Raw genomic sequence first — 13,483 nt, 5'->3', positions numbered from 1 at the left:
TTTTAAACCCTGGCAGGGTTGGATAAAAGAAATAAAGAGTTTTTTATTCTATTATCAAATCGTCAATATCAAAAAAATCCTGATTTTGATTATGATACGCTATAAAATTATCTAAATTATAAAAGACATCAATAACTTCTTTTCTTTTTATTTTAGTTGGTTTCTCAGAAATAATACTTCCGTAAGAAGACCATGGGTAATCGTTTATATTTTTGCAAAAACCATGATGTACAGGGTTATTGTGAATGTAAACAACCAATTTCTGAAAATAATCATTTGATGCTACTAATTTCCTGTGAAACGGTTTTTCAAATAAGCTTCCCGTTCTTTTGAAACGTTTGTTTATTGCCTGTGTATATGCATTAAACAGATGCGAGAACTGTTTAGATGCGCTTATTATTCTTGGTTTTTCAACGGTTGAATATTTTAGCTTGCGATTATCAATCTCATTTTGTGATTTTATATAAACCAAAAGATGGAAATGATTTTTTAGCAGGCACCAGGCATAGGTTTCAGCTACAGGCTCTATATATTTTTCATATAGTCTTAGGAAATGATAATAACAATCAGCATCATAAAAGAGATTGATACCATTATTTCCACGATTAAAAATGTGATAGAACTTTTCATGTTCTAATGGCTGTATTTTCATGTTGTATGGCGTTTATTTTTTTTCTTCAACCCTGGCAGGGTTTTAAACCCTGGCAGGTTAGGGTTAAAGTTTATTTTTTAGAAAACTCTTCATGGTTATCTATAAAGGTAATCTTTCTTGTTGGAGTAACATTTACCCTAAGGTCGAAAATATCGAAACGGTTGTAATGTCCCAATATGTCGTGCATTTGTTTTGGCTGGATGCATTTGGATAGGTCAATATCAGCATAGACGATTCCTTCTTCGTCAATTAGCGGCTCACCAACAACGGCCCCATTAGGGCCTATTATGCCAGAGAAGGCAGAGTTTTTTCTGGTAAGCAATTCCTGAACATTGGGTACATCTTCTTTCAAGGCATCCATTATTTCCTGAGAAATTGTAGAACAGGAAACAATCGTAAATAATTTTCCTTCAAAGGAGTGGGCGGCAGCACGTATCTTTATTGCTTCGGCCATATTATAATCGGGTGGAGCAACAGGAAGTGAAATGTAATTGGCTATGTGAATCAATTCGCCTTGCGAAAGTAAAGTAAATCGAGCCAAAGTATTTGTATTTTCTCCACAGGCCAATGTCCCGATTGGACCTATTTCAGTAGGATATACTTTTAAAGAAGAACCATCACCGCTTGTCCATGTAAGTTTTTCAGCCCAGGTAGGTACGAGTTTACGGTGTCTCCCAATAAGTATTCCATTATTGTCTATAATCAGGTTGGTGTTATAAATTTCTCCGTAGCTGTTTCCTCTTTCGTTGATTCCAATTACAACATGCACGTTGTGTTCTTTGGCAGCCTGACATAGCTGTTGTACTTCGGGGCCATCTGTTGTTATGGAGCATTTGTATAAAACTTCATACCACTTACTGCCTTGTACAGGAGTCATAATCCAATTCCAATACGGATAGCCGGCAATAAAAACTTCAGGAAAAGCAACAAGAGAGGCTCCCTTTCCTGCAGCTTCCTTAATGAATGCTATGGCTTTATCTGTCGTGGCCTGTGCATTTAGGAATACCGGGGCGGTTTGTACTGCAGCGGCTTTAAATTTTGGAAATTCCATTTTATTGATGAATTTATGATTTATGATTTATGATTTATGATTTATGATTTTGGCTTAAATAGTCTATATATCTATTTTCTATTATCTATTTTCTGATTTCTGATTTTGAATCTTAGCGTTCAGACAAAAAAGGAGTTATTTTTTGTTTCATGTCTTCAGTAAAAGGTTCAGATTTGATGTTTTCCCTATTGGTACTAATAGCTACATTCACAAGTGTAACTTCGCCTTCAAGACAGGTTTTTCCCTGTTGATCTTCAAAACGGAATCCGCAAACCATTGAAGCACTGCCCAGATTTTTTACCCATAGATATTTTTTCAAAATTTCTCCCAATCGGGCTGCTTTCCTGAATTGTACTTTTAAATCGACTGTTGGAATACCATTGGTTTCGTGTATGGTAGCAAACGGACGTTCCAAAGCTTCTTCAAACCAATCTTCGACTAAGGCGTTCAGCATTTCGAGAAAACGAGGATAAAAGACTATTCCTGCATAATCAACATGCTGAAAACGTATTTTTTCCTCTTTAATAAAATAATTGCTCATAATTAAAATGGCTTTAAGGTATTTTTAAAAGCTTGCGGCAGCCGCTTTTTTCCAAAAAGAACGGAAATTTTCCGGTACCGTATTTTCATTTAACAGACAGCCATTTTCCAGTTCCGGATAGGTTTCTGCAAATGTCTGAATTTTGGTTCTGTCAACTCTCATGCTGACTACATGTCGGTCAACTTCATCCGGATGGCAGATTCCTGCAGAAGCCATGAGTTCCATAGCGCTTTTTACCGTTTCATGCTGAAAACGAGCTACTCGAATACTCTTTTCTTCGGGTACCAATCCTTTAACGAGTCTCGGGTCTTGAGTAGCGACTCCGGTAGGACAGGTATTAGCGTGGCATTCCAAAGCCTGAATACAGCCTAAGGCGAACATCATCCCTCTGGCTGAGTTGCAAAGGTCTGCACCTGTTGCTAATGTCTTGATGATGTCAAAACCTGTAATTATCTTACCGCTGCATATGATTTTAATTTGGTTTTTAATACCGAATCCAACGAGACAATCATACACAAAGGCCAATGCGTCTCTTAAAGGCATACCTACGTGGTCAGAATATTCCTGAGGAGCTGCACCGGTTCCACCTTCGCCGCCATCAACTGTAATAAAATCAAAATAAGTTTCCGTTTCTACCATGGCTTTACAGATAGCGATAAATTCTGATTTGTTTCCAATACAGATTTTCATACCAATTGGCTTTCCGCCAGAACCTTTTCGCAGTAGTTTGATGAAATCCATCAATTCCAAGGGTGTTGAAAAAGCAGAGTGCGTAGGAGGCGAAATGATGTCTTTTCCTTTGCTTACCAAACGTATGGCCGCAATTTCATCGGTTACTTTTTCTTTTGGCAATATCCCTCCATGTCCCGGTTTGGCACCTTGAGAGAATTTAATTTCAATCATTTTCACATTATCAAGAACGGCTCTTTTGGCATATTGTTCGTAAGAGAAATTACCATCGTCGTCACGGCAACTGAAATAACCTGTCCCGATATTCCAAACTACATCGCCGCCTTCCAAATGATATGGAGAAAGGCCACCTTCACCAGTGTTATGATAAAATCCGCCTTGTTTGGCACCGGCATTAAGTGCCTGTATCGCGTTACGGCTTAGGGAGCCAAAACTCATGGCGCTGATATTGTATAAACTGGCATCGTAAGGCTTTTCACATTGTGAAGACCCGATTCTGATTCTTGGATTACTATCGACCTTTGAGAAAGGAATAGCCTTGATGCTATGGTTAATCCATTGGTAACCTACTTCGTAGATATCTAATTGGGTACCAAAAGGGTTGGAGTCTGTCTCTTTTTTGCTTCGCTGGTAAACAAGGCTTCTTTCCAAACGGTTGAATGGCTTTCCGTCCAGGTCTTTTTCAATAAAGTATTGGCGAACACCCGGACCCAGAGATTCCAAAAGATAGCGCATTCTTCCAACAAGTGGAAAGTTTCTGCGGATTGTTTTTTTAGATTGGAACATGTCATACAATCCCATGATAATCAAAGGGATGAATATTAGCAATAGGAAGCTGGCTTTCCAGTTGATATAGGTCATTATACCGATAATGGCCAATACCGTGATGCTTAATACTACAAATGCTTTTCTCATTAGTTTTGTTTGTTTTTAAAAGAAATTATCAAGGATAATATTAGTGAATTTTCCTCAATTTCCCTTGCCAAAAGCCTTTAATTTGTATCGTTGGATTTTTCCTGTTTCTGTCTTTGGTAGCTGTTCCAGAAAACGGATTTCTCTTGGGTATTTATAAGGTGCGGCATTTTCTTTAAACCAGTCCTGTAAGCTCCTGACATACTCATCGCAAGCCTTGGATTTATCGGCTAAAACAACATAGGCACATACCAGCATACCGCGGTTTTCATCAGGTAGCCCTACTACTGCACATTCTGAGATATCCTCATGTTTCAGCAATACACTTTCAACTTCTATAGCCGCAATGTTGTAACCTGAAGAAATAATCATGTCATCGCCGCGGGCTACAAACCAATAGTAGCCATCTTCGTCTTTACGGAAAATGTCACCGGTAAGGTTCCAGCCATCCTGTACGTATTCTTTTTGCTTGTCGGTACGGTTCAGGTATTTACATCCGGTAATTCCTCTTACGGCTAATCTTCCCGGTTCATTGATTTCTAATTCGTTGCCTTTACGGTCTACGATACGGGCTTCATAACCTCGTATTGGCAATCCTGTAGCACCTTTTTTCATATTTTCTTCGTTAGAAGAAATGAAAATGTGCAGCATTTCTGTTGCGCCAATGCCGTCAATAATTTTCAGGCCGGTTGCTTCATACCAGTCTTCCCAGACTTTTTCAGGCAAAGTTTCGCCTGCTGATACACATTTGCGTAGTGATGAAATATTGTAGTCTTTGACTTTAGTGGCCAATACTCTCCAGGCTGTTGGTGCCGTGAATACAATAGAAACCTTATGGTTTTGTATGGCTTCCAGTAATAGTTCCGGACTCGGTTTTTCAATCAGGAATGTGGATGCTCCGAAATAAAATGGGAAAAGAACAAGTCCTCCCAAACCAAAAGTAAACCCCAAAGGCGGACTACCGGTAAAAATATCTTCCGGAACGGGTTGTAAGGAATATTTTGGGAAAGCTTCACAGATAAGGAGTATGTCTTTGTGATAATGCGAGGTCATTTTCGGGTTTCCGGTAGTGCCGGACGTAAAACCAATTAGGGCAACCGAATCTGCTTTTGTTGGGAAATTCTCAAATTCCTTAGGTTTGTTATGCATTAGTGTTTCAAGCTTTGACAGGCTTTGTTCTGTGCCGTCAAACGTGATGACCTGTTTGAGAAAAGTAGATTTTACTGAAGCTAATGCTTCTTCCAAACGATAATCGCAAAAAGCATGTGATATTTCGGCACTGTCAATCATGACTTCAAGTTCTTTTTCACGCAGCAAAGGCATTGTTGCGACCACGATACCGCCAGCCTTGAGCACGGCAAACCAGCAAGCCACAAACATTGGATTGTTGGCAGAACGTATCAGTACACGATTGCCTGAAACCAAACCCAAATCGTCAACCAGCACATGTGCAATCTGGTTCGCTTTTTCATATAAATCCTGATATGTCCAGTTTTTTTCAAAAGTGCGCATGGCAATATGATGGCCACGACCTTCTCTGACATGCGAATCCAATAATCTATCTACGCAGTTAAGTGCTTCCGGGAGCTGAAAATCCGGATGATTGTAAATATAATCCGGTTGCAGTTTTTGTGATGGCAGGTGCTTTTGTGCGAAATTATCTTGAAACATTTTTAATTACAATTTTCAAATTATCAACTATCAATTATCAACTATTTTTTATGGCTTTCCGGTTTTAACGCTTTCTTCATTCCTTCCACAGCTTTTCTTTCACTTAATTTATAAGGATAAAGATGTGAGATTCCCGCTTCATAGGCCTTGGGAATATCTCCGGCAGGATATTGTTCATAGGCCTGGGCGTTCCTTACAAAACCCGGGTCGAGTAGGAGTGGTCTTCCCAAAGCAACCAAATCAGCCCTTCTGTTGAGTATGATGGTATTAATTTGGTCGATATCCTGTATGGTTCCGGCAGTAATTACCGGAATTCCTGTAGAGTTTCTCACAGCGTCAGAAAATGGGGTCTGGTACATTCTTCCATAGGCGGGTTTTTGATGACTCACGGTATATCCCGAGGACACGTCAATACAATCGGCTCCGGCTTGTTGAAATGCTTTTGCTATTTCCAACACGTCTTCCGGTGTAATACCGCCATAAGCCCAGTCGTTAGCTGAAATCCTTACAGAAATAGGACGGTTTTTATCAAAGTTTTCTCTTACAGTTTTGAATACTTCTAATGGAAATTTTAACCTATTGGTTACGGTTCCGCCATATTCATCTTTGCGGTTATTGGTTAGCGGTGAGAGAAATGAGGCTAACAGGTAGCCATGGTTGGCCTGTAATTCTATCATATCAAATCCGGCCAGTTCTGCATTTTTTGCTGCATTGCGGAACTGCATAATGACATTTTCCATATCCTGCCTGTCCATTTCTTTTGGCACCGGCATCTTACTGTTGTAAGGTATAGCAGAAGGAGCGAGGAGTTTCCATGGAGTTTCAATTGGTTCATCATGACCTTCCCAAGGGCGTTTTACAGCACCTCTTCGACCAGAGTGACCGAGTTGTATTCCTATTTTACTTTTGCTGTTCTGATGAATAAAATCAGTTATTTTTTTCCAGCTATCTATTTGTTGTTGAGAACTTATAAGCGGACAACCTAAAGTAATTTTTCCTTCTTCACTTACAGCAACGCATTCTGTTAGAACAAGTCCCACACCACCTGTCGCACGGCTGCCATAATGCACCAGATGCCAGTCAGAAACCAATCCGTCCTTGGCAGCATATTGTTCCATAGGTGCCATGACTATTCTGTTTTGCAGTTGCATTTGGCGAAGTTGATACGGAGTAAATGCCGGTGGTGTTTTAGTTTCAGCATTACCAATAGATTTATTAAAATCTTTTAAAACAGCGTCCGTAAAAGAAGCATCTCTTATAGCAAGATTTTCCAGAGTAACTTTCTTAGAACGAGTCATAACACCAAAGGCAAAAGGAAGAAAATCCTGTTGAATATGTCTGTCCATGTCTTCAAACCATTCTAACGATACCTTGGCTGCATGCTGTATCATTTCCACGCGTTTGCGGCGACTTTGTTCGTACATTTCGAAAGCTTGCGGAATATCTTTTGGATGAGCGGTAATGGCATCGGCCAGGGCAATAGCACATTCCATTGCCAATTTGGTTCCTGAACCAATGGAATAGTGGGCAGTAGCTTTGGCATCGCCAAGGAGCACGATATTATCTTTATGCCAGACAGTATTGGTAATAATCGGAAAATTTCTCCAATGCGAACGATTTGAAATCAGCCCATGTCCGTCCAATTCTTCTTTGAAAAGTTCAGAAAGCTTTTGTATGGTGCCTTCTTCATCTTCTGTCACGAAACCTGCTTTTTCCCATGTTTCAGGCGAAGTTTCAAATATCCAGGTACTTTTTCCTTCTTCATACTGATAGGTATGGGCTACAATAGGACCATAGGGTGTATTTCGGAAAAAATAAGTAAAAGCATCTAACGGACGGGTAGAGCCCATCCATACAAATTTATTTTTTTGTAGTGAGGAAGTGGTTCCGAAATCAGTAGCCTGCTTGTCGCGAAATAGGCTGTTAATGCCATCGCTGGCTACAATTACATCAGAGTCTTTAAATGCGGCCAAATCTTCTACTACATGTTCAAAATGTAAAATAACGCCTTCTTCCCGGCATCTTTGCTGCAATAGCTGCAATAATGTTTTTCTGGAACAGCCACAGAATCCATTTCCTGTAATACGTATTTTTTGGCCGTCGCGTGCAATATCCAAATCGTCCCAATAGGCAAACCGGCTTCGAATCAATTCATAGGATTTAGGGTCTCGCGACAGAAATTCACTTAGAGTTTCGTCTGAAAACACTACACCAAAACCAAAAGCATCATCTGCCTTGTTACGTTCATAGACGTCTATTTGAAATTCCGGATTGGCCTTTTTGGCTAATATAGAAAAGTAGAGTCCTCCGGGACCGCCACCTATTACGGATATTTTCATTTTATGTATATATTTTTAGTATCACCCTGCCAGGGTTCCAACCCTGGCAGGGTAGATTTCGTTTTGTTTTGTTACTGTCTTTTAATTGCGAATATTTCTCCCAGTTTTGAGTAGTTCGATCCGGCGAGCCTTGCTACAGGTTTGTAGTTTTCCATATTAATCTTATAGTCGTCAAGCAATACCTTTTCGTCAAAATGAAACATTACGACCCTGCCTATAACAACTGTAGCGCCGCCATATTTGTGTCCTTCAAGAGAATAATGGTGAACAAGCCTGCATTCAAAAGAAATGGGGCTTTCCTTGACTCTTGGTGGACTTACTTTAACAGAAGGAACAGGAGTAAGGCCGGCCAGTTCAAATTCATCAATATCTGCGTGTACAGTCTGCGCGGTAGTATTCATGGCCTCAACAATATCTTCAGTAACCAGATTTACAACAAATTCTCCGGTAGCTAACGTATTGGCAAGGGTATCTTTTTTCTGCTGGTTGGAGTGGGCCGTTGCAAACATGACATGGGGTGGGTCGTCTCCAACAACATTAAAAAATGAAAAGGGAGCCAGATTATTAATACCATCTTTGCTAATGGTTGAAATCCATCCGATAGGCCTCGGAATAACAGCTCCGCTGATGAGTTTGTAGATGGCTTTTTGATCGAGTTCGTCAGGATTGAATTCCATTTTATTTGCGTTTGTACAAATTAAAGGAAATTTTTAGAATTATTTTTTAGGGTATGTATTTTTAAGAGGGTAAAATTAGGAATAGTGTAAAAATTAGGAAGTAAGAACTATTACTTTTTAAAAGGAAATTTTAATGTAAGATTAATTTTTTTATAGGGATGAGGAAAACCGTAAAGGTGTTTTTTTTAAATGGTTTATTTTTGTTAAATATAGTTAATTAATTGTTTTTATTTATTTAAAATATCAATTTATTGCTTCATAATTTATTTTTTTAGTTAACATATTGTTTATTTTTTTAATATTTATAAAAGATGAAAAATATACTTATAAGTACTGCGTTTTTTTTTATTGGCTATTCGATATTCGCCCAAAACAATACATTTAAATTTACCTATATGGGTAACGATATAGAAATAAAAATGGGAAGGAATGATGTTGACGATTTTGATGTTCATATTACAAACCTTACGAATGATAATATTTCAAAAAAAGTAATTCTTCCAAACGATACGGCTGTATCATCTTTTATAGAAACTATTCACAGTAAACTTGATGGACTTATTAAGAATTATAAGTTTATAATAAATAATGATCTTACCATAACTCTTCCGAAAGATACGATTGCCTATGATAATTTTTTAGATGCTATGCAAACCCTTCCTAAAGAAGAGTTTTTAAAACTTATTAAAACAAAAATTGTTTATATAAAGAGTAAGGTATCCTTTTAGGAATACATTTCGGAAATATCCAAAGAAGGAGACAAAGATTTGTTTGAAAACAGCAAACTTTTTCTGTTCAAATCGAAAAAAAATGCAGAGAACGGTTCAGTTGGAATTAAATTATTTAAGAATGAAGAAGAGATCATAGATGTTTCTGATGAGGCAACTTTTTATGAAGACTTTTATGAAAAAGAAAATGCTGATGACGAATTAATGAAACTGTTTTTGACAACAGAGGAGCATGCTGCAATGATCAAAGCAGGATTTAAAGTTAATGACAGGGTTAATCTTGAAGATTTTTTGAAAAAAAATAAAGGTGAAGATGATTACGATTTTATAAAAAATGTGGTTGCAACAGGTAAAAATTATGAAGTTAGTGTAAAACCTAATATAAGGAAGAATTTTTTTAATATAAGGGTTTGCAATACTGCTATACCAACATGTTCAACCACACATAAAATGGAATTTAAAATAGAATATGCTGATTTTAAATCTCAGTTTAAGGGCTATTTATTAACAAAACATAGTGAATCAGGTTTTACAGATTATGATTACCGTTTAATATATGATTATTGTAAAAAATTTAATGAAGACGCAATTACTAAAGAAGTTTCAAAAAAATTCAACGATTCGATTTCTACACTATTAAAAAAGATAGAGAATCTGGAACCTCAATACTCAGGAATTTTAAAGTTGAACAAAGAAGGCGTGAGGATTTATAAAATAACATCGAGAATTTTTAAAAATGATTCTATTGGATTAGATGAAGATGCTGTTTTTGTTCCAAATTATGCTACTGTGAGGTTTTTTAATAATAAGGCTAAAGATATAGAAGTAATAGGCATGCTTAAACACAAGGAATCTAAAAAAAACAGAGAATTTGTAACTAGAAATATACGACATAGTATTCCGCTCAGAGGGTTTATCAATTCGACACAATATGTAAAAATTTCTCCAAACGATGATGACGCAGATGGATATTTTCTGAATTACAATGACTTATTCCACTATTACCCTTCTGAAAGAACTTTCAATTTTTCTGTAAGAAATAATGATTATAGGATAAAGGCAGGAGATTCAGTAAAAGTTGAGCAACGTAGATTGGCAGATTATTTTACGGCTGTTATTTTTTCTGATTTTTTAGGACTTAATTCTGAAAATGCCAATTCCCTACTTTTGGCAGAAGGAAGATTAAAGGTACCGTTATGGATTTCAAATGTAAGTATCTGGTCTGCTTTTAGTGCCTTGCGGGCAGATATTAATGCAACAATTTATAATGGCTTTGATGACAGTTCCAGATTTATGACACCGGTCAATGCTCCAAACGGTGTAAGTCCGAATGAGTTATCTACACTTGAGATTAATATTTTTGATTATATAAAGTATAATAATATTAATGCAGGAATAGGGTTGGATTTTCTAAATATCGAATTGAAACCACTTTCTACGGAGTGGAGTTTCGGTTATGGGGTTCGTTATTACAGAGCAGGGGCTCGCTATATGATCCAAAAAGCAGATGCAGACGAAGAAAGGAAGTACCAACTGAATGCCCTTACACATGAAATTAGCACTAATTTCGAGATACGTCCTGAACTGAATTTTGGCGCCGATATAAATCTTGGGTTTAATTGGCTCAATGCCAGAGGCTCATTAAAGAATATACCAATTGTCTATTCTAAGAATTCCAATATGGATGATAAAAGCGTTGTAAGAATACAGCTTAATTTATATAGCAAGATTGATCCTCGTAATTCCAATGATGGAATTTATGCCCGATTAGGAGGTTTCTATCACTTGGGTTCAAAAGACTTTTATCCACAAATAATGGTAGGTTATGCTACTAATCTTTCGTCGTTCGTAAATAAATTTAAGAAGGATTAGATAATTTAAAAAAACTACCGGGAAGTCTATACCAGATTTAATTATTATGAATTTGCGGCTATGCATCTTTGTGAGTAAAAATTTCACACACAGGCGCAGAGCCGCTAAGCAAGAAAAAAATAAAATTTATTGTATTTTGTTTAGAATACCATTAAAGAATAAATAAATAAAAAACCGTCTCAATCTTGAGACGGTTGTCAATGTATATGCTTATTATTTAAAATGCTAATCTTGTCCTTAACACCTCCAATTGCTCATCCGTAAAATCAATATGGGTTACAAAACGCACTAAATGTTTGCCAAACGATACACAATACACTTCATTTTGCTTCAGTTTTTCTACAAAATCAGTAGAAGTAATATTTTGAGGCAATTGTGCCAGAATAATATTTGTGCTTACGGGATAGACTTTCTCAACCCAGGAATTTGCAGCTAACATTTTCCCTATTTCCTTTGCTCTGCGATGGTCATCTTTTAATAAGGTGATATGATTATCAAGCGCATAAATACCTGCTGCAGCCAATGCTCCGGCTTGTCTCCAGCCACCACCCATGGCTTTTCGATAACGTCTGGCCTGGTCAATAAAAGTTTTTTTACCCAATAGAAATGAACCTACAGGGCAACCAAGTCCTTTTGAAAGACATATAGAAATGCTGTCAAAAGTTTTTCCGTAGTCTAACGGAGTTTGATCGGTTTCTATCAGGGCATTGAAGAGTCTTGCCCCGTCTAAATGTAAGATAATGCCATTAGCATGACATACTTCCTTGATTTTTTTGATTTCATTAAAATCATAAATGCTTCCACCTCCTTTATTTACAGTGTTTTCAAGAGATACCATTCGTGTAATGGGTTGGTGTACATCATTGGCATTATTGATGTTTTCTTCTACCATTTTAGCGGTTATCCTTCCCAGATCACCTTCCAAAGGTCTGACAGAAGAGAATGCATTCATGGCTATACCGCCACCTTCATACAAATAGATGTGGGAAAGTTTATCACAAATTACCTCATCGCCCGGGCGCGTATGCACTTTTATTGCCAGTTGGTTGGTCATGGTGCCTGTTGGACAAAACAAAGCAGCTTCCATTCCAAACATCTTTGCGGCTTTTTCTTCTAAGGCATTTACTGACGGGTCTTCTCCATAGACATCATCCCCTAAAGGAGCTTTATTCATTGCTTCTTGCATTTGTGGAGTAGGTAGTGTAAGCGTATCGCTTCTTAAATCGATTTTCATTAGGCTGTTATTAATTACTATTTAAATTGTTTTTATTGGCAAGGAACTTTATTGTTTAACAAATACTAAGACTAATTTGTCATCTTTATAAAAATTGAGTGTCTCTTCTGCAACATCAAATCGTAATGTTGTTTCAGAAAGATAGTGTCGCATTTTTGTTTCAGTAGCTGCAGCATCTTTATCTATGCATGCCATTTTTGTTCCGGCTAAAGCTGAAAAAGTAATCTGGTCTTTCACAGTACTAAAAGTACCAAAGAAATTGTTACAACCACTATTTCCGGTTATTTTTTTGCTTTTTGCATCAAATTGAAGCCCTGCTTTTCCATAGTCCTTTCCCACATTATCCATTTGTATCAGTTTCCATTTTTTACCGTCAATAGCTGCCCAAATTTCATCTTCCGTAGGAATCGTAAAAGCCAGGATAACCTTTTTTGTTTTCGGATCCTTAAAATGTACTGCAGTACCTTGTGTGTGGATTTCAAATTTTTTGTTTTCCATAGCGGTTTTAAATTCCTGTTCCAGTTGCATGCTTTCCGGGTCACAAGCCATTAAGGTACCCATTAACAGATTTATTTGTATTTGGTTGCCTTTTAGTTGGTAGCCTGCATTGAAACGGTTACAGCCACTTTTGCCATAAATAGCATTTTTAGCCTTATCGATAGTCAGGTATACTTTGCCCTTATTAATGTTTTTGCCGTTTATTTGGCTTAAAATCATTTTCTTGTCTAAATAGCTTTCATTGGCAGTTTTGATCTGTTTCTTGTAAACCAGTTTTTTTAAACTGTAAGTATAGGCAGAAGCATCAGCAGGAATGTTGCCCTGTCTTTTGGTTTTGATTACCTTTAACTTATATTCATATCCGGGCTGATAATCAAAACCTTCTATGGTACTATAAAAGTTACTCCATTCTTTGGCAGTTCCTTCTTTTACCTGCATACAATTCATAGGAGCTACACCTTCACAAGGAACGGTATTTTCTTTTATCTTCATTGTAACGGTTTTTTGAGCGAAGGATAACGCACTGATGCTCAAAAAAAGTATTGCAAACTGTAATTTCATTTTTTTCATTTTTAAGATTTATTTTTTTATCGAAATGGCACAAACTATGCCAGGTTT

General features: G+C 37.2%; 11 protein-coding genes. 2 read left to right on the top strand and 9 right to left on the bottom strand.

Annotated features, from left to right (window positions below; genetic code table 11):
• Positions 1-43 precede the first annotated feature (43 nt).
• The 7 genes from B0G92_RS13465 to B0G92_RS13435 all read right to left on the bottom strand — a co-directional run bounded on the left by B0G92_RS13465 (position 44) and on the right by B0G92_RS13435 (position 8,533).
• Positions 44-652, bottom strand: a complete 609-nt coding sequence (locus B0G92_RS13465) for a hypothetical protein (protein WP_101472605.1) — start codon at positions 650-652, stop codon at positions 44-46.
• A gap of 70 nt (positions 653-722) precedes the next feature.
• Positions 723-1,703 (bottom strand): carbon-nitrogen hydrolase family protein, encoded by a 981-nt coding sequence (locus B0G92_RS13460; RefSeq protein WP_101472604.1) that lies wholly within the window; start codon positions 1,701-1,703, stop codon positions 723-725.
• Between the two features lie 112 nt (positions 1,704-1,815).
• Positions 1,816-2,244: an acyl-CoA thioesterase gene (locus B0G92_RS13455; protein ID WP_101472603.1), complete on the bottom strand. Its 429-nt coding sequence runs from the start codon at positions 2,242-2,244 to the stop codon at positions 1,816-1,818.
• Between the two features lie 24 nt (positions 2,245-2,268).
• On the bottom strand, positions 2,269-3,849 hold the full coding sequence (locus tag B0G92_RS13450) for an FMN-binding glutamate synthase family protein (protein WP_101472602.1): 1,581 nt from the start codon (positions 3,847-3,849) through the stop codon (positions 2,269-2,271).
• Positions 3,850-3,903: 54 nt separating this feature from the next.
• Entirely contained in the window at positions 3,904-5,517 is a 1,614-nt protein-coding gene (locus B0G92_RS13445; RefSeq protein WP_101472601.1) for an AMP-binding protein, read from the bottom strand.
• Positions 5,518-5,558: 41 nt separating this feature from the next.
• On the bottom strand, positions 5,559-7,856 hold the full coding sequence (locus B0G92_RS13440) for an oxidoreductase (RefSeq protein WP_101472600.1): 2,298 nt from the start codon (positions 7,854-7,856) through the stop codon (positions 5,559-5,561).
• A 71-nt stretch (positions 7,857-7,927) separates the two neighbouring features.
• Positions 7,928-8,533, bottom strand: a complete 606-nt coding sequence (locus B0G92_RS13435) for a flavin reductase family protein (RefSeq protein WP_101472599.1) — start codon at positions 8,531-8,533, stop codon at positions 7,928-7,930.
• A 311-nt stretch (positions 8,534-8,844) separates the two neighbouring features.
• Here B0G92_RS13435 and B0G92_RS13430 point away from each other — a divergent pair, with 311 nt between their 5' ends.
• On the top strand, positions 8,845-9,261 hold the full coding sequence (locus B0G92_RS13430) for a hypothetical protein (protein WP_101472598.1): 417 nt from the start codon (positions 8,845-8,847) through the stop codon (positions 9,259-9,261).
• 39 nt (positions 9,262-9,300) lie between these two features.
• Positions 9,301-11,133, top strand: coding sequence for a hypothetical protein (locus tag B0G92_RS13425; RefSeq protein ID WP_101472597.1), 1,833 nt, complete (start codon positions 9,301-9,303; stop codon positions 11,131-11,133).
• A 217-nt stretch (positions 11,134-11,350) separates the two neighbouring features.
• Here B0G92_RS13425 and B0G92_RS13420 read toward each other — a convergent pair whose 3' ends face one another.
• Both B0G92_RS13420 and B0G92_RS13415 read right to left on the bottom strand, forming a co-directional pair.
• Complete coding sequence (locus B0G92_RS13420) at positions 11,351-12,367, bottom strand: threonine aldolase family protein (RefSeq protein WP_101472596.1); 1,017 nt, start codon at positions 12,365-12,367, stop codon at positions 11,351-11,353.
• Between the two features lie 48 nt (positions 12,368-12,415).
• Positions 12,416-13,426: an META domain-containing protein gene (locus B0G92_RS13415; protein WP_245867883.1), complete on the bottom strand. Its 1,011-nt coding sequence runs from the start codon at positions 13,424-13,426 to the stop codon at positions 12,416-12,418.
• Positions 13,427-13,483 lie beyond the last annotated feature (57 nt).

This window comes from Flavobacterium lindanitolerans (assembly GCF_002846575.1).
GTDB lineage: Bacteria > Bacteroidota > Bacteroidia > Flavobacteriales > Flavobacteriaceae > Flavobacterium > Flavobacterium lindanitolerans.
The sequence above is the reverse complement of the archived record's forward strand: the minus strand, read 5'-3'. Positions and strand labels throughout refer to the sequence as shown.